This is a genomic window from Allobosea sp. P2_B12 (assembly GCF_056404835.1).
This window is the reverse complement of sequence record NZ_JBFUDG010000006.1, coordinates 312,279-332,750: the sequence shown is the minus strand read 5'-3', so window position 1 is coordinate 332,750 and position 20,472 is coordinate 312,279. Positions and strand designations below refer to the sequence as shown.

The window sequence follows — 20,472 nt, the reverse complement described above, 5'->3', positions numbered from 1 at the left end:
ATGACTGACCCGATCGAACTTGCCCCGCGCATCGCGCTGATTCATGCGCTCGAAGAATCGGTGCTGCCGGCGCGGGCGGCTTTCGCCGCGCAGTGGCCGCAGGCGAAAGCCTTCGACCTGCTCGACACTTCGCTGGCCACCGATCTCGCCGCGCGCGGCAGCCTCGACCAGGCGATGACCAAGCGCTTCCTGACGCTGGGACGCTATGCGGCAGCGACTGAAGGCACGGAAGGGCCGGCGCAGGCGATCCTGTTCACCTGCTCGGCCTTCGGACCGGCGATCGACGCGGTCAAGCGTGGCTTGCCGATCCCGGTGCTTCGCCCCAACGAGTCGGCCTTTGCCGAGGCGCTGGCGCTCGGCGGACGAATCGGCCTGATCGTGACCTTCGCACCCTCCCTGCCTTCGCTGACACAGGAGCTCGCCGAGATGGCGGGCAAGCCGGTCGATGTGACCGGCATCGTGGTGGACGGCGCGCTGGCTGCGCTGAAGGCGGGCGACGGCGCGACCCATGACCGACTGGTGGCCGAGGCGGCGGCGCGCCTTACGGGGATCGATACGCTGATCCTCGGCCAGTTCTCGCTCGCCCGTGCCAAGTCGGCGATCGAGGCTGCGACGGGCCTGCGCGTCGTGACGACACCGGAGGCGGCGATCAGAGGGCTGAAGCGCGCTTTGCTGACAGAAGGTTCTGCTTCTCCGCAATAGAACATGATGGTGTGGAAACGCTACGTCATCCTGGACAAGCGGCGCAGCCGCGTAGCTCCGGGATCCATCATAGGGTGATGACGTTGCCTTATGATGGATCCCGGGACGACCTACGGTCGCCCAGGATGACGCGTGGTTCCGAGTCCCATCGTCTCGTCCCCTCAATCCTCGTCTTCGCGTGCTCGTCCGGTCTCGACGAGGATGTCGCGTTTTCCGGCGTGGTTTGCGGGTCCGACGATGCCTTCGTTCTCCATGCGCTCCATGATCGAGGCGGCGCGGTTGTAGCCGATCTGGAGGCGGCGCTGGATGTAGGAGGTCGAGGCCTTCTTGTCGCGCAACACCACCGCAACCGCCTGGTCGTAAGGGTCGTCGCTCTCGGCCTGGCCCATGCCGGTCTTGTCGAAGACGGCGCCGTCCTCGCCCTCGGCTCCGGCCTCTTCCTCCTCGGAGGTGACCGCCTCGAGATATTGCGGCCGGCCTTGCGTCTTGAGATGGGCCACGACCTTCTCGACCTCGCCATCGCTGACGAAGGGGCCGTGCACGCGGGTGATGCGGCCGCCGCCGGCCATGTAGAGCATGTCGCCCTGGCCGAGCAGCTGCTCGGCGCCCATCTCGCCGAGAATCGTGCGGCTGTCGATCTTGCTGGTGACCTGGAAGGAGATCCGCGTCGGGAAGTTCGCCTTGATCGTGCCGGTGATGACGTCGACGGACGGACGCTGCGTCGCCAGCACGACATGGATGCCGGCCGCGCGCGCCATCTGGGCAAGGCGCTGGATCGTGCCCTCGATCTCCTTGCCGGCGACCATCATCAGGTCGGCCATCTCGTCGACGATCACGACGATGTAAGGAAGAGGCTCGAGGTCCATGACCTCTTCCTCATAGATCGCCTCGCCGGAATGCCGGTCGAAGCCGGTCTGGACGGTCCGCGTGATGACCTCGCCGGCAGCCTTGGCCTCGACCACGCGCGCATTGAAGCCGTCGATGTTGCGCACCGAGAGCTTCGACATCTTCTTGTAGCGCTCCTCCATCTCGCGCACCGCCCATTTGAGCGCCACGACCGCCTTCTTCGGGTCGGTGACGACAGGGGTGAGCAGATGGGGAATGCCGTCATAGACGGAGAGCTCGAGCATCTTGGGATCAACCATGATCAATCGGCACTGCTCGGGGGTCAGCCGGTAGAGCAGCGACAGGATCATGGTGTTGATCGCCACCGACTTGCCCGAGCCGGTGGTGCCGGCGACGAGCAGATGCGGCATCTTGGCGAGATCGACGATCACCGGCTCGCCGCCGATGGTCTTGCCCAGCCCCAGCGCGAGCTTGTGCTTGGAGCTCTCGAAATCCTGGCTGGCCAGCAATTCGCGCAGGAAGACCGTCTCGCGGCGGGCATTGGGCAGTTCGATGCCGATGGCGTTCTTGCCGGGGATCACCGCCACGCGCGCCGAAATCGCGCTCATCGACCGCGCGATGTCGTCGGCCAGCGAAATCACGCGCGAGGACTTCGTGCCCGGCGCAGGCTCAAGCTCGTAGAGCGTCACCACAGGGCCGGGGCAAGCCTGGACGATTTCGCCCCGGACGTTGAAGTCTTCCAGAACACCTTCGAGGACGCCGGCATTCTGCTGGAGGATATCGACCGGGATCGCGGCATCGGCCTGTTTCACCGGCTCGGCGAGGATCGTGATGGGAGGCAGCTCGAACCCGGCCTGCAGTTGCGGTTCGGTAACGACGGCGGCGGGCGCGGCAATGCGGCGGCGCGGCTTCTCCGGTCTCGGAGCAAGTTCCGGACGGGTTCGTCGGGTGACATCGATGCCACTTCTGGCGACAGAACCATCGGCCGGTACGGCGCCAACCGCGACCGGCTGCGACACCGGACGTGCCGTCTGCGCGACAGCGTCGGGCCGAGGAGGCGCCGCGAGCCGCAGATCGACGCGATAGGCCGGCGCCCAGGAAAAACTCGGCTGAGTCAGCATCGTCGTGACGGGAACCGAGACCGGGATGGACATGGGCATCGCCGTCGCGAAACCATGCGACTTGACCGAAGGAGAGACTTCATCGTCGCCCGGCAGGTCGCGTTCGTCGGGCCCAGCCGCGCTTCGTTCGGCCTGGGACCCGAACTCCCAAAAGGCGGAATCGGACAGGAAGGCGAACGGCGTCGCAGGCGTCTCGGCGGCGGGTTCGACCGCGCTGACCACATCGACAGCCTTTGCCTCGGGCCAGGCGCCCTCTCCTGTCTCCTGAGCGAAATCGTCCTCTGGCTCGCCCGATGCCAGGGCGATCGGAGCCGGCGCATCGGTCGTGTCCGGCGCGACCCAGATCTGCTTCAGCAGATGGTTGGGCGTGCGGCCATAGCGGACGCGGCTCCCCGGTGAGGGCAACGCTGGAGACGGCACGGGCTCGGATGCGACGGGGGCGGCCGCCGCGTTTCGCAGCGCTTCCATCTGGGCCTGTCGAACCTTGTCGGGCGTGCGGACGAAGCGAACATCGGGCGGAAAGGACGGCGCCGACAGAGCCTCGGCCGGGGCAAGGGATCGACCATCCCGGGCCGTTGCCGGCTCGCCCGTTGCAGGACCGTCGACGAGGAAGGGTACGCTGAGCTTACGCATGGATTCGGACAGCACTGCAATCTGTTGGCCAGTGTCCGAGACCTATGGCGACAGGGTTAAGGCTCCCTGAATTCGCGAGCGGTTTCGCGCGCCGTGGCGCTTTCCCTGCAACGGCTTTTGAAGCGGGATCGCTACAGGGAGCCAACCCAGAGCACGCGGGTCTCGCCTTCGGCCGCATTGGCGAAACGATGCGGTCGCGAGGACAAAAAGCGGAAGCTGTCGCCCTCCTGCAGGGTCCAGCTTTCGCTTTCGACGCTGAGCGCCATCGCACCGCTCATCACCAGCCCGGCCTCCTCACCATCATGGGTGTAGAGTTCGTCCCCCGTGCTGGCTCCCGGCTCCATCTCGACGATATAGAGACTGAGCTTCGAGCCCTCGCTGTGCGGCGTCAGCAACTGCTTGCGAATCCCTGAGCGCCACAGCTGGAGTTCGCTGCGAGCCGCGCTGCGCACGATCGTCGCCGTCTGGTCGCCGGCAACGCCGGTCGGGGGAAAGAGATCGGCAAGGCCGACACCGAGCGCATCGGCCATGGTGACGAGCGCACGCAGCGTCGGCGAGGACTTGCCGCGTTCGATCTGGCTGAGGAAGCCGATCGAGAGGTTGGTACGGGCCGCCAGATCGACCAGCGACAGGCTGCGCTCCCGCCGCAGACGGCGCAGGCCCGCTCCAATCTCCCGATCGACCTCTGGCTGGGACGTCGTGGCCGCAGGGCTGCTCATGAAGGCTCCATTCGTCGCTTCTATTTCATGCACATGAAATCGCTTGCCGGCAAGATCGTCCTATGCTGGTATCTTCATGCTCATGAAAATCATGGTGGCCGCGCAGAGCGCGCGCAATAAGCAGGGGATCATTGCGATGGAACGTCGGACCTTTCTGTCCATGCTGGCGGGCAGCGCCGTGGCTGCCGGCATCCTGCCCGCCCAGGCGCAAGGCGTGCTCAAGGTCGGCTCGACGCCGACGGGCAGCCCGTTCACCTTCCTCGACACCAAGACCAACACGATCGAAGGCGTGATGGTCGATTTGATCAAGGCTATCGCCGCATCCTCCGACTTCAAGGTCGAGGTCGAGGGCATGCCGTTCGCGACGCTGATCCCGTCCCTGACCGGCAACAAGGTCGATATCGTCGCCGCCGCGATGTACATCACGGCTCCGCGCAAGGAGGTGATCGATTTTTCCGACCCGATCTACACCTATGGCGAAGGCCTGATCGTCCCGGCGACCGACACCAAGGACTATGTCTCCTTCGAGGACATGAAGGGCATGTCGATCGGCGTGCAGATCGGCACGGCCTATGTCGACGTGCTGCAGAAATCCGGCCTGTTTTCCGAGGTCAAACTCTACAAGACCCTGCCCGACATCCTCGCCGACGTGAACGCCGCCCGTGTTCAGGCCGCCGTTTTCGACCTGCCGATCATCGGCTACAACCTCTCACAGGGGCAGTTCCCGAAGGTCCGCATCGTCAAGTCCTACAAGCCGGTCATCTCGGGTTCGGTCGGCATCGGCGTGCGCAAGAGCGACGGCGAATTGCTGAAGAAGATCAACGTCGGTCTCGCCAAGCTCAAGGCCGACGGCACGGTCGACAAGATCCTGGCGAAGTGGGGCCTGGTCTGATCTCGCCTCGACGATCGATCACTCATGCCGTCATTCCGGGCGGAGCGAAGCGGAGGCCCGGAATCCATCGTAGGAAACTGAACTCCACGATGGATTCCGGATCGGCGCCGCTTCGCGGCTTGTCCCGGATGACGGCCTGGGGTTCGCAAGCCTCTTCCGAGACCCCTTTGACCGCCGGAGTTCCATGCAGACCTTCCTGAGGGATGCCACGCAGTTCCTGCCGCTGCTGCTGCAGGGCGTGAAGTTCACGCTGATCGTGGCGCTGGGCTCGCTGGCGCTGTCGACCGTGCTCGGCCTCGTCTGGGCACTGATGCGGGTATCGAGCATCGGTTGGCTCGGGACGATCGCCAAGGTGATCGTCAACACGCTGCGCGGCATCCCGATCCTGGTGCAGCTGTTCTACATCTACTTCGTGCTGCCCGAATTCGGCATCGCGCTGACCGCCCTGCAGGCGGCGATCATCGGGCTCGGCGTCGCCTATTCGGCCTACCAGTCCGAGAACTTCCGCGCCGGCATCGAGGCGATCGACCATGGTCAGGTCGAGGCGGCGCAATCGATCGGCATGGGCTGGGGCCTGACGATGCGCCGGGTGATCCTGCCGCAGGCGATCCGGCTGGTCCTGCCGCCCTATGGCAACATCATGGTGATGATGCTGAAGGATTCCTCCCAGGCTTCCACGATCACGGTCGCAGAGTTGACGCTGCAGGGCACGCTGATCGCCTCCTCGACCTTCAAGAACATGACGGTCTATTCGCTCGTCGCCCTGCTCTATCTGGCGATGTGCCTGCCGCTGATGGGCCTGGTGAGCTGGCTCGAACGGCGCTTCGGCAAGGGGACACGCCGATGAGCCAGGTCGAGCGCCACTCCATGATCGAGATTGCCGGTGTCACCAAGAGCTTCGGCGCCTTCCCGGTGCTCAAGGGCATCACGGCCAATGTCGACAAGGGCGAGGTGGTCTGCCTGATTGGGCCGTCGGGCTCGGGCAAGTCGACCATCCTGCGCTGCATCAACGGGCTCGAATCCTATGATGGCGGCGCCATCACCATCGACGGTGCCCGTGTCGAGCGCGACAAGCCCTCGATCATCGGCATCCGCACCGCGATGGCGATGGTGTTCCAGCGCTTCAACCTGTTCCCGCATCGCACCGCGCTGGAGAACGTCGTCGAGGGTCCAATCTTCGTGAAGAAGGAGCCCCCGGCGCAGGCGATGGCGCGCGGCCGCGAACTGCTGGCCCGCGTCGGCCTCGCCGACAAGGTCGATGCCTATCCGGGCCAGCTGTCGGGCGGGCAGATGCAGCGCGTCGCGATCGCACGCGCGCTTGCCATGCAGCCCAAGGCTATCCTGTTCGACGAGCCGACCTCGGCGCTCGACCCCGAACTCGTCGGAGAGGTGCTGCAGGTGATGAAGAGCCTCGCCGATGACGGCATGACCATGCTCGTCGTCACCCATGAGATGGGCTTTGCCCGCGAGGTCGCCGACCGCGTCCTGTTCCTCGACGGCGGCGTCATCGTCGAGCAGGGTCCGGCCCGTGAGGTTCTCAGCGCGCCCAGCCATCCGCGCACCCAGGATTTCCTGCGACGCGTGCTGCGCCCGATCTAAGCATCGGATTGATCCGATGCTGCACATGAGGAGGCCGCGATGGCCGAACCGTTCCCGCTCAACCCGTCGCTGTGGTATGCGACCGCGCCTGCCGCCGCCCCGACGCCGCCGCTGGCAACTGACGCCAGCGCCGATGTCTGCGTGATCGGCGCGGGCTTCGCCGGGCTCTCGACGGCGCTGCATCTGGCGCAGGCCGGTGTTTCCGTCGTCGTACTTGAAGCCCATGAACCCGGCTGGGGCGGCTCCGGTCGCAATGGCGGCCAGGTTATTCCCGGCATCAAATATGATCCCAGCGAAATCGTCGCGAAATTCGGCCCCGCCGCCGGCGAGGCGCTGATCCGCTTCGCCGGCTCGACGGCCGATCTCGTCTTCGACCTGATCGAGCGGCACGGCATGGATGTGCCGCACAAGCGCGCCGGCTGGATTCAAGGCGCGCACACGCCGGCCATGGTCGAGACGGTGAAGCGGCGCGCGGGGGAATGGCAGGCGCGCGGCATCGATGCGGCCTTCCTCGACAAGGATGCGATCGCAAGGCTGCTCGGCACCGATCGCTATCTCGCGGGCTGGATCGACCGGCGCGCCGGTGGCGTGCAGCCGCTGGCCTATGCGCGCGGGCTGGCCAAGGCCGCGCTGGATGCGGGCGCCACCATCCACGGCCAGAGCAAGGTCGTCTCGCTGAAGCGCAATGGGACGAATTGGACGGTCCGCACGGCGCAGGGCGCGAGCGTCTCCGCCCCGCGCGTCGTGGTCGCGACCAATGGCTATACCGGCGACCTGATCCCGAAGCTGCGCCAGACCGTGATCCGTCCGAACTCCTTCATCTTGGCGACGGAAGCCCTCTCGGACAACATCGCCGGTACGATCCTGCCCGAGGGCCAGGTCACCTCCGATACGCGGCAATTGCTGCTGTATTTCCGCAAGGATCATCAGAACCGGCTGCTGATGGGCGGGCGCGGCCCGTTTCGCGAGCCGAAGGATGCCTCCGACTGGGCCCATCTCGAGCGTGTCGTCGGCAAGATGTATCCCCAAGTGAAGGGCGTGCCCTTCGATTTCCGCTGGTGCGGGCGCGTCGCGCTGACCCGCGATTTCCTGCCGCATCTGCACGAGCCGGAGCCAGGTCTGCTCGTCGATATCGGCTGCATGGGGCGCGGCGTCGGCCTGCAGAGCGCCATGGGCAAGGCGATGGCCGAGTATCTCGTCAGCGGCGACAAAAGCCGCCTGCCCTTCCCGGTCGTGCCGATCACGCCGCTGCCGCTGCATGCGCTCAACGAGCTCTACGTTTCGGCGATCATCGCCTGGTACCGGCTGACCGATGGCGGCATGAAGGGCAAGGCGGCGTGAGGCTCGCGGCCGCACATACAAGCTTCGACCATGCAATCTATGATCGGAAACACACCGTCATCCTGGGCGACCAAAGGTCGACCGGGATCCATCCTAGAGCGCGACGGAGCCCTACGATGGATCCCGGATCTGCGCCGCTACGCGGCTTGTCCAGGATGACGCGGTGTCTCCGCGCGAAAACAGCGTGCTCGAAAAATTAGCGCGACCACGCGGACTATGGCAGGTCGATGATCTCGACCCAGTTCGGGTTCTTGCCGAGCGGATAGCGCTTCAGGTCCTTCAATGCACCGCTCGCGGCATCGATCGCGTAGAGCGTCGCGTGATCGGATTTCTGCCCGGCCGCCACCAGGAAGCGTCCGCTCGGGTCGATGTTGAAGCCGCGCGGCTGGGTTTCGGTGGCGAAATTGCCCGCCGGCGTCAGCGCGCCCGTCGCGCCATCGACGCGGAACGCCGCGATCGTGTTCGAGGTCCGCTCCGAGGCATAGAGGAAGCGGCCATCAGGCGTGATCCGCAATTCGGCGCTGGCTGGCGCCCCGCCCTGGAAGCCGGCCGGCACGACGCTGACGCTGCCGATTTCGGTCATCGTGCCCTTGCCGGCATCGTAACGGTAAGAATTCACCGTGCCGTCGAGCTCGTTGACGAGATAGGCGAATTTGTCGTCGGGGCTGAAGACGAAATGGCGGGGGCCTGCGCCCTTTTTGGTCTCGACGAAGGCGGGGTCATTGGGCGTGACCTTGCCCGTCGCGGCATCGAATTTGTACTGCAGCAGGATGTCGCCGCCGAGATTGCTGGCAAAAACATGCGCGTTGGCGCGGTCGGTCAGGATCGCATGCGCGTTCTTGCGGGTCGCGACAACCTGAACGGGCTCGGCCCCGACGATGCCCCCCGGCCCGATCGGATTGATCGCGATCTTGTCGCCGGAATAGGAGGCGCTGAGCAGGAAGCGGCCCGACCTGTCGGTCGCGACATAGGCCATGTTGTCGGGCAAGGGCACGGTTGCGAGCAGCGAAAGCCGGCCGGTCTTCGGGTCGATCGCGAAGGAGCTGACCGAGAAGGGCTGCGAGCGCAGCGAGACATGGAGGTGGCGCTTGTCGGGCGAGACCGCCATCGGCATCGCGTTACCGCTGACAGCGACCGTCTCGATCGGCTTCAGTTCCTTCGATTGCGCGTCGAGCTCCAGCACGCTGATCTCGCGGCTGTCGGCATTCGAGACATAGACGATGGTTTTCGCGGCGGCAGGCATGGCGGCCATCATGCCCGCAAGCAGCGCTGCCGCGCCAGTGGTCTTCGCAGGCGTCATGGTCGTCTCCCCCGATGGTCTTTTGGCCGCCGTTTGCCGGCGGCTCGACCTTTTGCTGAGGAGGCAGGTTAGAGGATCGGCATCGGCAGCGGACAGCTCAAAGGCCGTATCGACCGATCCAATCGACGCATCGCTGTCGCGTGCGGCTTCAACGAAAACGCTGCCGCACCGGGCGGGTGCGACAGCGTCGAGGTTCTCGCGGAGATCAGGCTCAGGCGGCAGCGCGCTCTCGGGTCGCGAACTCGCCCTTGTCGAGCTTGGCGACGAGGGCTGCGAGTTCCGCGATTTCGCTCTCGCCGAGATCGGTCAGGGGCGTCCGCACCGGGCCGGAATCGCGGCCGATGACCTTCATCCCCGCCTTGATGATCGAGACTGCATAGCCGCGCTTGCGGTTGCGGATCGCGATCAGCGGCAGGATGAAATCGCGCAAGCCGGCCTGGACCATCTCGCGGTCGCGGCGGCGCACGGCGGCGTAGAATGTGGTCGCGAACTGCGGAACGAAGTTGAACACCGCCGAGGAATAGGTGGTGACGCCCATTTCGAGATAAGGCAGCGCGAAGGTCTCGGCCGTCGGCAGGCCGCCGATATAGGTCAGGCGGTCGCCCATGCGCAGATGGATGCGGGTCATCAGCTCGATGTCGCCGATGCCGTCCTTGTAGCCGACGAGATTGGGATTGCGTTCACAGAGCTTCGCCAGCGTCTCCTCGGTGATGATGGCGTTGTCGCGGTTGTAGACGATGACGCCGAGCTTGGTCGCCTTGCAGACGGCCTCGATATGGGCGGCCAGCCCCTCCTGCTCGGAGAAGACAAGATAGGGCGGCAGCAGCAGGACGCCGTCTGCGCCGGCCTGCTCGACCCCGGCTGCAAGCTCGGTCGCGATCTGTGTGCCATGGCCGACGCCGGCGAGCACCGGCACGCGGCCCTTGGTCTCGGCCACTGCCGTTGCGACCACCTTCACAACCTCGGTGGGCGAGAGCGAGAAGAATTCGCCGGTGCCGCCGGCAGCGAAGAGGCCGGCGACGTCGTAACCGCAGAGCCAGTCGAGATTCGAGCGATACCGCGTCTCGTCGAAGAGATTTCCGGCTGCGAAGGGTGTCACCGGGAACGACAGCAATCCGTTGCCGATATGCCGTGCCATCTCCTGGGGGGTCATCTTGCTCATGATCGGCTCCTTCTCTGAATTGGGTTGAGCAGTAGACCAGGAACGATACCGGTGGAGACCAATCACTGTATCGGGCGATCCATTGATTGGATCGTTGCGTCCGATTTCGTCAGGTCCTGGGCCAGCCCCTTGGCCAGCGCCGCAACGATCGGCACGAGCGGATTGTCGTTGTCCTCGCGGCTGACGAAGAACAGCTCCGCCGGCCTTTGCCTCGGGAGGTCCACGGGGCGAAGCGCGACGCCGCTGAAATGCAGGTTCAGCGCGGCTTGCGGCACCAGCGCGACGCCGACGCCGGAATGGACCATGGCAAGGATCGAGTGAATCTGGGCGAGATGCTGGACATAGTTCGGCACGAGGCCTGCCCGTGAGAACAGCTCGACGAGCAGGTCGTGGAAATAGCGCGCCTCATAGGGCGCGTACATGACGAAGGGCTCGGCGGCGAGGTCGTCGATCGCGATCGTCTCGCGGCGTGCCAGCGCATGGCCGGCGTTCACCGCCGCGATCAACGGCTCGGCCGTCACGCGGAAGGCGCTGAGACCGGTGCGCGGGATCGGCGGGCGTAGCAGGCCGATGTCGATCTCGCCCGAATCGAGCCGCTTGAGCTGGTCGCCGCTGACCATCTCCTTGAGCGAGATCTCGACATCGGGCAGTTCGCGGCGACAGGCGGCGACGAGTTCCGGCACATAGGAATAGGCCGAGGTCGCGGTGAAGCCGATGTTGATCGAGCCGGCTTTGCCGTTGGCGACGCGCTTGGCCAGCAGAGCCGCGCTCTCGGCGAGCTTGAGCAGGCGACGCGCCTCGGCAAGGAAGCTCTGCCCCGCTGGCGTGAGCTTCACCGTCCGGTTGCTGCGCTCCAGCAGCACGACGTCGAGGACACGCTCGAGAATCTGGATCTGCCGGCTGAGCGGCGGCTGCGTCATGTTGAGACGCACCGCCGCCCGGCCGAAATGCAGTTCCTCCGCAACGGCGACGAAGCAGCGCAGCTGGCTCAGTTCGAACATCCCCAGCCTTCCCTCATGCCGTCTTTGTCTCGGGTATGGTCGTCTCGGGTATGGTCTTGGCCCGGCGCACCCGAGACGCGGCGTCAGTTCTGGATGGTGATACCGGCCTTGTCGATGATGCTCTTGAACTTGGCGATCTCGCTTTGCGCCTTGTCCTTCGCCTGCGCAGCGGTGGAGGGCGTCGCCGCCGCGCCCAGCTCCTCGAAGCGCGAGACCACCGTCGGGTCCTTCAGCACGGCCTGCATCTCGCCGACCAGCCTGTCGCAGATCTCCTTGGGCGTGCCCTTGGGCGCAATGAAGCCGTTCCAGGAGCTGATGTCGAAGCCCGGCAGCGTCTCGGCGAGCGTCGGCACCTCCGGCGCGATCTTCGCCCGCTCTGTCGTGGTGACGGCGAGTCCGCGCAGCGTGCCGGCCTTGTAGTGCGGATAAGGCGAGGTGAAGTTGTCGAACGAGACCTTGACGTTGCCCGCGATCAGATCCTGCACCAGCGCTCCGGACGAGCGGTAGGTCACATGCTGCATCTTCACCCCGGCGAGCTGCATGAACAGCTCGCCTGAAAGATGGATCGAGGTGCCGATGCCTGAGGAGCCGAAATTCTCCTTGCCCGGATTGGCCTTGAGATAGGCGATGAACTCAGGGACGTTCTGCGCCGGAATCGAGGGATGCACGCAGAGGAAATTCGGCTGCGACGAGGCCAGCGAGAGGAACTCGAAATCCTCGAACGGCTTGAAGGGCAGCTTCTCCTTGTAGAGGTTGGGATTGATTCCGTGCGTCGAGGGCGTCGTCATGCCGATGGTGTAGCCATCGGGCGTGGCGTGGGAGAGCGCGGCGACACCGGTGTTGCCACCGGCCCCGGCCCGATTCTCGATGATAAAGGACTTCCCCATCCGCTGGGTCAGCTTCTCGCAGATGATGCGGCCGACAAGATCGGTGGTGCCACCCGCACCGAAGGGCACGATCACCGTGACGGGCTTGGCCGGGTAGGCCTGGCCGAAGCCGCTGCGCGAAACCAGAGGCGCGGCAAGCGCGCCGCCGGCAAGACTGAGCGCCGCACGGCGCGTGATCGATCGGCTCATCGTTTCCCTCCCAGGAGCAGTCGCGGCTTATGCCGTCTGTCCGCCTAGATTAGGCGGCGGTGACGCTCGGGCAAGGTCCCAAGCGCTATCGTGCGATCCAAAAAAGATATCGTTCCATTGCCTTTCTAACTCACCAGCGCATCGTGCCTGACCTATCCTGCGGGGGACAAAGCAGCTTCCAAGACTGCCTGCGACCTCGGCTCACCGGCTGGTCCGCGCCCCACAGGAGGACATCATGACCCCAACCAAATTCCCGATCCGACTTTCCGCGACGCTCCTGAAAGGCCTCGCCGTCGCGGCGCTGGCAGGCGTCGCGCTCGCCGCCCCGCCCGCCGCCGCCCAGACTTTCGAGCGGCCCGTCCGGCTCGTCATACCCTTCGCGCCGGGGGGCACTTCGGACATCCTCGCCCGCCTGATCGGCCCCAAGCTGTCGGCCGCGATCGGCCAGCCCGTCGTGATCGAGAACAAGCCCGGCGCCGCCGGCAATCTCGGCGCCGACGCCGTCGCCAAGGCGCCGCCCGACGGCCATACGCTGCTGCTGATGGATGTCGGCTCGCTGGCGACGGCGCCCAGCCTTTTCTCCGACCTGACCTATGATCCCGTGAAGGATCTGGCGCCGGTCTCGATGGTGATGTTTGGCCCCTATGTGCTGGCCGTACATGAATCCGTCCCGGCCAAGACGGCCCAGGAGCTGATCGCCTACGCCAAGGCCAACCCGAACAAGCTCGCAATCGCCAATTCCGGCGTCGGCGCGGCCAACCACATCACCGCCGTGCAGATGGCCAAGGAACTCGGCATCACCTGGAAGAACGTGCCCTATAAGGGCGGCGCGGCCGCCTCGCGGGCCGTCGTCTCGGGTGAGAGCGGGGTCATCATCAACGGCTCGACCGCGACGCTGCCCTTCGTCTCCAACAAGCAGCTCGTCGGCCTGGCCGTCACCGGCGAGGAGCGCATCGCGGGCCTGCCGACCTTCAAGGAAGCCGGCCTGCCCGGTGGCGACGCCGGCACCTGGCAGGGCATCCTGACCCGCGCCGGCACGCCGCCCGCCATGATCGCCCGCCTCAACGCCGAGGTCGGCAAGATCCTGCAGGATCCGGAGATGAAGGCCAAGATCGCCGAGCAGGGCGGCGTGGTGAAAGCCGGCTCGCCGGCCGAGTTCTCGACCTGGCTCAAGGACGCCACCACGCGCTGGGGCGGCATCATCCGCGAAGCCGGCATCAAGGGCAGCTAGGGTGCAAAGCCCCGTGACCCGCTCCGGGATCGATTGGCGGGACCTGCTCTTCGGCCTCTTCCTCGTCGCTGTGGCGGCGGGCGCGCTGATTGCGACCCACAAGCTCAATGTCGGCAGCGCCGCCGATATGGGCGCGGGCTACATGCCCCGCGCCGTCTCGCTCGGACTGCTCGCCTTCGGCCTGTTCTTCTGCGTGCGGGGTGCCAGGCGGGCCGGCCTGGCGGAAGCCGCGCAGGCGATCGAGCCGGTGCAACCACGACCGCTGCTGGCGGTGCTCGCCGCGGTCGGCATCTTCGCATTGACTGCGGACCGTCTGGGGCTCGCCATCGCCTCGGTCGTCACCGTCGTCCTTGCGAGCTTTGCCACCCGCGAGGGACGGCTTCGCGAGACGGTGCCCTTCGCGCTGCTGCTCTCGGCCGCGGCCGTCCTTCTCTTCATCAAGGTTCTGGCGCTGCCGGTGCCTGTCTGGCCGCGCTGAAAGCTGTCCGCCATGGACTTGTTCGACAATCTGCTGCTGGGGCTCTCGACCGCCCTCGAGCTCAACAATCTCGGCCTGTGCCTGATCGGCGTGCTGATCGGCACCGCCATCGGCGTGCTGCCCGGTATCGGGCCGATCCCGACGGTGGCGCTGCTGCTGCCCTTCACCTTCGGGCTCTCGCCGCCGGGTGCCATGATCATGCTCGCCGGCATCTTCTACGGCGCGCAATATGGCGGCTCGACCACGGCCATCCTCGTCAATGTGCCCGGCGAGACATCGTCGGTTGTGACCTGCATCGACGGCCACGAAATGGCCAAGCAGGGCAAGGCCGGGACGGCACTGGCGATCGCAGCGCTGGCCTCCTTCTTCGCCGGCACGATGGCGACCGTCGTCATTGCAGTGCTGAGCGTGCCGCTCTCGGTGCTGGCGCTGAAGTTCACGGCGGTGGAGTATTTCAGCCTGCTCGTGCTCGGCCTGATCGCCGCCGTCGTGCTGGCGCATGGCTCGGTCGCCAAGTCGCTGGCGATGGTGCTGCTGGGCCTGCTGCTGGGCCTGATCGGCATCGATGTCTCGTCTGGCGCCGCGCGCATGACGTTTGGCGTCGCTGAGCTCTCGGACGGGCTCGACTTCGTCCCTGTCGCGATGGGCCTGTTCGGGCTCGGCGAAATCATCGCCAATCTTGAGCGGCCGGCAGAGCGGCGTGTGGTCAGCCAGTCCGTGCGCGACCTGATCCCGAGCCGTGCCGATCTGCGCGCTGCCTTCCCTGCGATGGTGCGCGGCACGATGCTGGGTTCCGTGCTCGGCGTGCTGCCGGGCGGTGGCGCGGCGCTGCCGCCCTTCTCCTCCTATGCGCTGGAGAAGAAGCTGGCGAAGGACCCCTCCCGCTTCGGCAAGGGCGCGATCGAGGGCGTCGCCGGTCCCGAGGCCGCCAACAATGCCGGCGCGCAAACGAGCTTCATCCCGCTGCTGACGCTCGGCATCCCCGCCAACGCGCTGATGGCGCTGATGATCGGCGCGCTGATGATGCAGGGCATCCAGCCCGGTCCGCAGATCATGACCGAACAGCCGAAGCTCGTCTGGGGCGTGATCGCCTCGATGTGGGTCGGCAACCTCATGCTGCTGGTGATCAACCTGCCGCTGATAGGGCTCTGGGTCTCGATGCTGAAGATCCCCTATCGCCTGCTCTTCCCGGCGATCGTGCTGTTCTGCTGCATCGGCACCTATGGCATCGCCAACAGCCTGTTCAATGTCTGGCTGATGATGGGCTGCGCGGCCATCGGCTACTTCTTTATCAAGATCGGCGTCGAGCCGGCGCCGCTGCTGCTGGGGCTGGTGCTCGGCCCGCAGCTCGAAGAGAATTTCCGCCGCGCGATGCTGCTGTCGGATGGCGATTTCCTGGTCTTCCTGTCACGCCCGATCAGCGCCGTGTTGCTGGGAGTCGTGGCGTTGCTCTTTTTGGCCATGCTGTCGCCGACGATCCTGCGCAACCGCAAAGCCGCACTCGCCGAGTCGAACTGACCGGCTGAACGCGGCCTTCCTGCCGGCCGCCATGGGAGGCCCTCATCCGGCCGGAGAGAATTTCACTCCGCCGGCGCTGATCTTTGAAAAGTCACTCTCTTGACCGGAAAGGGCGTCCGGAACAGTTAGAAGAACGATACGTCCCTTTAAAAGAACGACCTGAATGAGCGTCCGGTAGACCGCATCGATTGCGGCGATGGCCACGTCAGCCATGGCCAACGTCCGTGCTCGCGGGTTTTGATGGAATCCGGGTTTCCTCTCGCAGTCGGTCCATGTTGAGAGCAAGTCCGATGGCCGCACGGCACGGCTCCGATGCCAATCGACAGCATGAGCAGGACGTCGAGACGCGCCTGATCGCGGCGCGTGCGGCGTGTGGCGGCAGCATCGTGTTCACCACCAGCCTCGGGCTGGAGGATCAGGTGCTGACGCATGTCATCGCGCGGTTGGGCCTGGCGCGGGAGATCCTGTTCGCGACGCTCGATACCGGCCGGCTCTTTCCCGAGGTCTATGATCTGTGGGCTCTCACGGAAGAGCGCTACGGCATCGCCATTGCCGGCTATGCTCCCGAGGCTGGCGAGATCGAGCAGCTGGTGCTCGAGCAGGGCATCAACGGCTTCCGCAATTCGACCGACGCCCGCAAGCGCTGCTGCGCGGTGCGCAAGCTCGCGCCGCTCGATCGCGCCCTGCGCGGCGCCTCGGGCTGGATCACCGGCCTGCGGGCCGACCAGTCGCAGGCCCGCGCCGAGACCTCCTTCATGCAGCAGGATGCCGAGCGCGGGCTTCTCAAGATCAGCCCGCTGCATGACTGGTCCCGCGACCAGGCGCTCGATTTCGCGCGCCGCCACGACGTTCCCCTGAACCCGCTGCACGAGCGCGGTTTCGTCTCGATCGGCTGCGCGCCCTGCACGCGGGCGATCGCGCCCGGCGAGCCGGAGCGTGCCGGCCGCTGGTGGTGGGAACAGGACGCGGCAAAGGAATGCGGCCTGCATGTCGGGAGCGACGGGCGGCTCGTCCGCGCGGCTGCTGCGGAGGTCTCGCCATGATCGCGCTCAGCCATCTCCAGAAGCTCGAAGCCGAGGCGATCTTCATCCTGCGCGAGGTCGCGGCGACCTGCGATAATCCGGTGCTGCTGTATTCGATCGGCAAGGACTCGGCTGTTCTGCTGCATCTGGCGATGAAGGCATTCAGCCCCGGCAAGCCGCCCTTCCCGCTGCTCCATGTCGATACGACCTGGAAATTCCGCGAGATGATCGCGTTTCGCGACGAGACCGCGCGCCGGCTCGGGCTGGAGCTCATCGTCCACATCAACCAGGACGGGGTGAAGGCCGGGATCAATCCAGTCACATCGGGATCGCGCATCCATACCGATGTGATGAAGACGCAAGGGCTGAAGCAGGCCCTGGACACATACGGTTTCGACGCCGCTTTCGGGGGCGCCAGGCGCGACGAGGAGAAGAGCCGCGCCAAGGAGCGCGTCTTCTCGCTGCGCAGCGCCGATCACCGCTGGGACCCGAAGAACCAGCGCCCCGAACCCTGGTCGCTGTTCAACACCGCCAAGAAGCAGGGCGAGAGCTTCCGCGTCTTCCCGCTCTCGAACTGGACCGAGCGCGACGTCTGGGACTACATCGCGCTCGAAAGCATCCCGGTCGTGCCGCTCTATTTCGCCGCGCCCCGTCCTGTCCTGCGCCGTGGCGACGCACTGATCATGCGCGACGACGAGCGCCTGCCGCTGCTGCCGGGCGAGGTCGTCGAGACCCGCATGGTGCGCTTCCGCACGCTCGGCTGCTATCCGCTGACCGGCGCGATCGAGAGCGACGCGACCAACCTCACCGACATCATCGCCGAAATGCGAGCCTCCCAGAGTTCGGAGCGCCAGGGCCGGATCATCGACCATGACGGCACCGGCTCGATGGAGCAGAAGAAGCAGGAAGGCTATTTCTGATGACTGCCCTCAACGTCCGGCAGCGCGCCAGCGAGACGGCGCTGCCGGGAGACGGCCCGGCCAATGACGACGGCCTGCATGCGCGTTCCCTGCTGCGTTTCATCACCTGCGGCTCGGTCGACGACGGCAAGTCGACGCTGATCGGCCGCATCCTGTTCGAGACCGGCGCCGTCTTCGACGACCAGCTCGGGGCGCTGCAGCGCGATTCCCGCAAATTCGGCACGCAAGGCACCAAGGTCGACTACGCCCTGCTCGTCGACGGGCTCTCGGCCGAACGCGAACAGGGCATCACCATCGACGTCGCCTATCGCTATTTCTCGACGCCGCAACGTGCCTTCATCGTCGCCGACACGCCCGGCCATGAGCAGTACACCCGCAACATGGCGACCGGCGCCTCGACGGCCGATCTCGCCGTCATCCTGATCGATGCGCGGCTGGGCCTGCTGACGCAGACGCTACGGCATTCCTTCATCGTCTCGCTGGTCGGCGTCCGCCATGTCGTCGTGGCGGTCAACAAGATGGATCTGGTCGGCTACGACCGTGCGGTCTTCGACAGGATCTGCGCCGATTACCGGCGCGCCTCGGCCAATCTCGGCTTCACGCAAATCAGCTTCATCCCGATCTCGGCCCGCGATGGCGACAATGTCACCAGTCCCTCGGATGCGATGGAATGGTATCGGGGCGAGCCCCTGCTGGCCCATCTCGAAACGGTTTCGATCGAGGCCGGGCCCGATCTCCATCAGGGTACGGTGCTGCCGGTGCAATGGGTCAACCGGCCCGATTCCGGCTTTCGCGGCTATTCCGGCAATCTGGCGCTGGGGCATCTCAGGACGGGCGACGAGGTTGCCGTCCTTCCCTCCGGCAAAACCAGCCGCGTCGAGCGCATCCTGACGCCAGCCGGAGACACCAGCCACGCCGCCGTCGGCCAGGCCCTGACCGTCACGCTGACCGACAAGATCGACATCTCGCGCGGCGACCTGATCGTCAGCGCGGCACAGCGCCCGAATCTGCGGCGCAGCCTGCGCGCGCGGCTGCTCTGGACCGGCGAGACGCCGCTCGCACTGGGCGACCGCTACGGCCTGAAGCTTGCCAGCAGCCAGGTCAACGCCGTCGTCACGACCCTGCATCACAGCGTCGACGTCACGACCTTCGCGGAGATTGCGGCAACGAGTCTGGCGACGAACGATATCGGCGCGGTGACGCTCGAGCTCGACAAGGCAATCGGCACCCTGCCCTTCGCGGCCAGTACGGAACTGGGCGGCTTCATCCTGATCGACCGCATCAGCCATGAGACGGTTGCGTTCGGTTTCGTCGACGAGGACGCCCCGCCGCCGGCCGTCACGACCAGCAGCACGGCCGGCACGGTCGCCGTCCTGATGGCTGGCCTGCGCCGCCGCATCGGACCCGCCGGATCGCTGGCGCGGAGCGAGGTCGCGGGCCTTCTCCTTGGCAACCTGCTCGCCAGCCTGATCCCGGCAGGGCTCGTTTATGGCTTGACCGGAAGCCTGTCCTGGGCGCTGCTTGTCGTGGCAGCCGATCTGCTGCTTCGCCCGCTGGTTCTGGGCGGGGCATGGGCCGGGGCCCGCAGATTGTGGCGCCGGCGCCAAAGCCGGAACCAACTGGCTTCGGAAAATGTTCTGGGTGACGGAATTTGATGGTCCGCGACAACCGGAATCGGTCGGATTGACGGGAAAAGACAAGCTTTTCGAAACCGAGCCAAGCAGCAGCAGGGCCTTCTCCGGAACCGGCCAAGTTTGAAACACAGTGCTGCCTCAAACTGTTGTCCGCCGCGTTGCCACAGCATACGATTTGTTCTGTAAAAAGAACGCCCGATGATCCTGCCGGGCTGTTGGTCACAACGGAGAGCATGATGACTCGCCCCACCATTCGACGACTGGTCCAGGCCGGCCTCATCCTAGGAGCGTTCTCGGTGTGCTTCGGCGTCGTCGCCGGCGCGCGCGCGCAGACCGAACTGCTCAACGTCTCCTATGATCCGACCCGCGAGCTCTATCGCGAGATCAATGCCGCCTTCATCGCGGAATGGAACGCCAAGAACGCGAAAAAGATCACGACGATCCGCCAGTCCCATGGCGGCTCCGGCGCGCAGGCGCGCACCGTCATCGATGGGCTCAACGCCGACGTGCTGACGCTGGCGCTCGCGGGCGACATCGATGCCGTCGCCGAGCGCTCGAAGAAGCTGCCGCTCGACTGGCAGAAGCGCCTGCCGCAGAACTCCTCGCCCTATACCTCGACGATCGTGTTCCTCGTCCGCAAGGGCAACCCCAAGGCGATCAAGGATTGGGGCGATCTGGTCAAGCCCGGCGTGCAGATCATCACACCGAACCCAAAGACATCCGGCGGGGCGCGCTGGAACTACCTCGCCGCCTGGGCCTATGCCGAAAAGGCCTTCAACAAGGACGACGCCAAGGTCCGCGACTATATCGGCAAGCTGCTGGCCAACGTCCCGGTGCTCGACACCGGCGCGCGCGGCGCCACGACGACCTTCACCCAGCGCGGCATCGGCGACGTCTTCCTGTCCTGGGAGAACGAGGCCTTCCTGGCGCTGAAGGAGTTCGGCGAGGACAAGTTCGACATCGTGGTGCCGAGCCTCTCGATCCTGGCCGAACCGCCGGTCACGATCGTCGACGGCAATGTCGATGCCAAGGGCACGCGGTCCGAGGCGCAGGCCTATCTCGAATTCCTGTACTCGCCCAAGGGCCAGGCGATCATCGCCAAGAACTTCTATCGTCCGCGCAATCCGGAAGCCGCCGATCCGAAGGACATCGCCAACTTCCCCAAGGTCGACCTCGTCACCATCGACGCCGTCTTCGGCGGCTGGGCCAAGGCACAGCCGACGCATTTCGGCGATGGCGGCACCTTCGACCAACTCTACAAGCCGGCACGCTGAGCG

19 protein-coding genes are annotated in these 20,472 nt (G+C 65.8%); 12 read left to right on the top strand and 7 right to left on the bottom strand.

Going from position 1 to position 20,472, the window contains the following annotated elements; translation table 11 throughout:
• Positions 1-702, top strand: coding sequence for an aspartate/glutamate racemase family protein (locus AC1DYU_RS17055; RefSeq protein WP_476792661.1), 702 nt, complete (start codon positions 1-3; stop codon positions 700-702).
• Positions 703-863: 161 nt separating this feature from the next.
• Here the strand turns inward: AC1DYU_RS17055 and AC1DYU_RS17050 are convergent, their stop codons facing one another.
• On the bottom strand, positions 864-3,302 hold the full coding sequence (locus tag AC1DYU_RS17050) for a DNA translocase FtsK (protein WP_476792660.1): 2,439 nt from the start codon (positions 3,300-3,302) through the stop codon (positions 864-866).
• Between the two features lie 131 nt (positions 3,303-3,433).
• A complete protein-coding gene (locus tag AC1DYU_RS17045; RefSeq protein WP_158487166.1) occupies positions 3,434-4,021 on the bottom strand; it encodes an XRE family transcriptional regulator in 588 nt (195 codons plus the stop codon).
• Between the two features lie 136 nt (positions 4,022-4,157).
• Here AC1DYU_RS17045 and AC1DYU_RS17040 point away from each other — a divergent pair, with 136 nt between their 5' ends.
• From AC1DYU_RS17040 to AC1DYU_RS17025, 4 genes are all read left to right on the top strand, one after another.
• Entirely contained in the window at positions 4,158-4,913 is a 756-nt protein-coding gene (locus tag AC1DYU_RS17040) for an ABC transporter substrate-binding protein (RefSeq protein WP_476792659.1), read from the top strand.
• Positions 4,914-5,097: 184 nt separating this feature from the next.
• Positions 5,098-5,760 (top strand): amino acid ABC transporter permease, encoded by a 663-nt coding sequence (locus AC1DYU_RS17035; protein ID WP_476792658.1) that lies wholly within the window; start codon positions 5,098-5,100, stop codon positions 5,758-5,760.
• A gap of 20 nt (positions 5,761-5,780) precedes the next feature.
• Positions 5,781-6,512 carry an amino acid ABC transporter ATP-binding protein gene (locus tag AC1DYU_RS17030; protein ID WP_158487230.1) on the top strand — a complete coding sequence of 244 codons (732 nt, stop codon included), beginning with the start codon at positions 5,781-5,783 and terminating at the stop codon, positions 6,510-6,512.
• Between the two features lie 39 nt (positions 6,513-6,551).
• Positions 6,552-7,853, top strand: a complete 1,302-nt coding sequence (locus tag AC1DYU_RS17025; RefSeq protein ID WP_476792657.1) for an NAD(P)/FAD-dependent oxidoreductase — start codon at positions 6,552-6,554, stop codon at positions 7,851-7,853.
• A gap of 214 nt (positions 7,854-8,067) precedes the next feature.
• Here AC1DYU_RS17025 and AC1DYU_RS17020 read toward each other — a convergent pair whose 3' ends face one another.
• The 4 genes from AC1DYU_RS17020 to AC1DYU_RS17005 form a co-directional block, all read right to left on the bottom strand.
• Positions 8,068-9,153, bottom strand: coding sequence for a lactonase family protein (locus tag AC1DYU_RS17020; protein WP_476792656.1), 1,086 nt, complete (start codon positions 9,151-9,153; stop codon positions 8,068-8,070).
• Positions 9,154-9,364: 211 nt separating this feature from the next.
• On the bottom strand, positions 9,365-10,315 hold the full coding sequence (gene kdgD, locus AC1DYU_RS17015; RefSeq protein WP_476792655.1) for a 5-dehydro-4-deoxyglucarate dehydratase: 951 nt from the start codon (positions 10,313-10,315) through the stop codon (positions 9,365-9,367).
• A gap of 62 nt (positions 10,316-10,377) precedes the next feature.
• Positions 10,378-11,316, bottom strand: coding sequence for a LysR family transcriptional regulator (locus AC1DYU_RS17010; RefSeq protein WP_476792654.1), 939 nt, complete (start codon positions 11,314-11,316; stop codon positions 10,378-10,380).
• Between the two features lie 83 nt (positions 11,317-11,399).
• A complete protein-coding gene (locus tag AC1DYU_RS17005) occupies positions 11,400-12,392 on the bottom strand; it encodes a Bug family tripartite tricarboxylate transporter substrate binding protein (protein ID WP_476792653.1) in 993 nt (330 codons plus the stop codon).
• Positions 12,393-12,627: 235 nt separating this feature from the next.
• On the opposite strand from AC1DYU_RS17005, the gene AC1DYU_RS17000 reads away from it, so the two are divergent.
• From AC1DYU_RS17000 to AC1DYU_RS16990, 3 genes are read left to right on the top strand one after another with little or no spacing between them, the layout of a single operon-like run.
• Positions 12,628-13,623: a Bug family tripartite tricarboxylate transporter substrate binding protein gene (locus AC1DYU_RS17000; protein ID WP_476792652.1), complete on the top strand. Its 996-nt coding sequence runs from the start codon at positions 12,628-12,630 to the stop codon at positions 13,621-13,623.
• A gap of 13 nt (positions 13,624-13,636) precedes the next feature.
• Positions 13,637-14,101, top strand: a complete 465-nt coding sequence (locus AC1DYU_RS16995) for a tripartite tricarboxylate transporter TctB family protein (protein WP_476792651.1) — start codon at positions 13,637-13,639, stop codon at positions 14,099-14,101.
• Positions 14,102-14,113: 12 nt separating this feature from the next.
• A complete protein-coding gene (locus AC1DYU_RS16990; protein WP_476792650.1) occupies positions 14,114-15,619 on the top strand; it encodes a tripartite tricarboxylate transporter permease in 1,506 nt (501 codons plus the stop codon).
• Between the two features lie 42 nt (positions 15,620-15,661).
• On the opposite strand, the gene AC1DYU_RS16985 is transcribed toward AC1DYU_RS16990, so the two are convergent.
• On the bottom strand, positions 15,662-15,832 hold the full coding sequence (locus AC1DYU_RS16985; RefSeq protein ID WP_476792649.1) for a hypothetical protein: 171 nt from the start codon (positions 15,830-15,832) through the stop codon (positions 15,662-15,664).
• Between the two features lie 77 nt (positions 15,833-15,909).
• Here AC1DYU_RS16985 and AC1DYU_RS16980 point away from each other — a divergent pair, with 77 nt between their 5' ends.
• The 4 genes from AC1DYU_RS16980 (at position 15,910) to AC1DYU_RS16965 (ending at position 20,469) form a co-directional block, all read left to right on the top strand.
• Positions 15,910-16,662: a phosphoadenylyl-sulfate reductase gene (locus AC1DYU_RS16980; RefSeq protein WP_476792648.1), complete on the top strand. Its 753-nt coding sequence runs from the start codon at positions 15,910-15,912 to the stop codon at positions 16,660-16,662.
• Entirely contained in the window at positions 16,659-17,561 is a 903-nt protein-coding gene (gene cysD / locus AC1DYU_RS16975; protein WP_476792647.1) for a sulfate adenylyltransferase subunit CysD, read from the top strand. Before AC1DYU_RS16980 ends, cysD begins: the two co-directional genes overlap by 4 nt.
• On the top strand, positions 17,561-19,216 hold the full coding sequence (locus tag AC1DYU_RS16970; protein WP_476792646.1) for a sulfate adenylyltransferase subunit 1: 1,656 nt from the start codon (positions 17,561-17,563) through the stop codon (positions 19,214-19,216). Before cysD ends, AC1DYU_RS16970 begins: the two co-directional genes overlap by 1 nt.
• Before the next feature lie 215 nt (positions 19,217-19,431).
• The gene (locus AC1DYU_RS16965; RefSeq protein ID WP_476792645.1) at positions 19,432-20,469 is read left to right on the top strand and encodes a sulfate ABC transporter substrate-binding protein; all 1,038 of its coding nucleotides are present in this window, start codon (positions 19,432-19,434) and stop codon (positions 20,467-20,469) included.
• Positions 20,470-20,472 lie beyond the last annotated feature (3 nt).

What these genes read in the sequence shown, in the direction of transcription:
- AC1DYU_RS17055 (WP_476792661.1), top strand. Translation starts at nt 1, where the DNA reads ATGACTGACCCGATCGAACTTGCCCCGCGCATCGCGCTGATTCATGCG.
- AC1DYU_RS17050 (WP_476792660.1), bottom strand. Translation starts at nt 3,302, where the DNA reads ATGCGTAAGCTCAGCGTACCCTTCCTCGTCGACGGTCCTGCAACGGGC.
- AC1DYU_RS17045 (WP_158487166.1), bottom strand. Translation starts at nt 4,021, where the DNA reads ATGAGCAGCCCTGCGGCCACGACGTCCCAGCCAGAGGTCGATCGGGAG.
- AC1DYU_RS17040 (WP_476792659.1), top strand. Translation starts at nt 4,158, where the DNA reads ATGGAACGTCGGACCTTTCTGTCCATGCTGGCGGGCAGCGCCGTGGCT.
- AC1DYU_RS17035 (WP_476792658.1), top strand. Translation starts at nt 5,098, where the DNA reads ATGCAGACCTTCCTGAGGGATGCCACGCAGTTCCTGCCGCTGCTGCTG.
- AC1DYU_RS17030 (WP_158487230.1), top strand. Translation starts at nt 5,781, where the DNA reads ATGATCGAGATTGCCGGTGTCACCAAGAGCTTCGGCGCCTTCCCGGTG.
- AC1DYU_RS17025 (WP_476792657.1), top strand. Translation starts at nt 6,552, where the DNA reads ATGGCCGAACCGTTCCCGCTCAACCCGTCGCTGTGGTATGCGACCGCG.
- AC1DYU_RS17020 (WP_476792656.1), bottom strand. Translation starts at nt 9,153, where the DNA reads ATGACGCCTGCGAAGACCACTGGCGCGGCAGCGCTGCTTGCGGGCATG.
- kdgD (WP_476792655.1), bottom strand. Translation starts at nt 10,315, where the DNA reads ATGAGCAAGATGACCCCCCAGGAGATGGCACGGCATATCGGCAACGGA.
- AC1DYU_RS17010 (WP_476792654.1), bottom strand. Translation starts at nt 11,316, where the DNA reads ATGTTCGAACTGAGCCAGCTGCGCTGCTTCGTCGCCGTTGCGGAGGAA.
- AC1DYU_RS17005 (WP_476792653.1), bottom strand. Translation starts at nt 12,392, where the DNA reads ATGAGCCGATCGATCACGCGCCGTGCGGCGCTCAGTCTTGCCGGCGGC.
- AC1DYU_RS17000 (WP_476792652.1), top strand. Translation starts at nt 12,628, where the DNA reads ATGACCCCAACCAAATTCCCGATCCGACTTTCCGCGACGCTCCTGAAA.
- AC1DYU_RS16990 (WP_476792650.1), top strand. Translation starts at nt 14,114, where the DNA reads ATGGACTTGTTCGACAATCTGCTGCTGGGGCTCTCGACCGCCCTCGAG.
- AC1DYU_RS16985 (WP_476792649.1), bottom strand. Translation starts at nt 15,832, where the DNA reads ATGGCTGACGTGGCCATCGCCGCAATCGATGCGGTCTACCGGACGCTC.
- AC1DYU_RS16980 (WP_476792648.1), top strand. Translation starts at nt 15,910, where the DNA reads ATGGCCGCACGGCACGGCTCCGATGCCAATCGACAGCATGAGCAGGAC.
- cysD (WP_476792647.1), top strand. Translation starts at nt 16,659, where the DNA reads ATGATCGCGCTCAGCCATCTCCAGAAGCTCGAAGCCGAGGCGATCTTC.
- AC1DYU_RS16970 (WP_476792646.1), top strand. Translation starts at nt 17,561, where the DNA reads ATGACTGCCCTCAACGTCCGGCAGCGCGCCAGCGAGACGGCGCTGCCG.
- AC1DYU_RS16965 (WP_476792645.1), top strand. Translation starts at nt 19,432, where the DNA reads ATGACTCGCCCCACCATTCGACGACTGGTCCAGGCCGGCCTCATCCTA.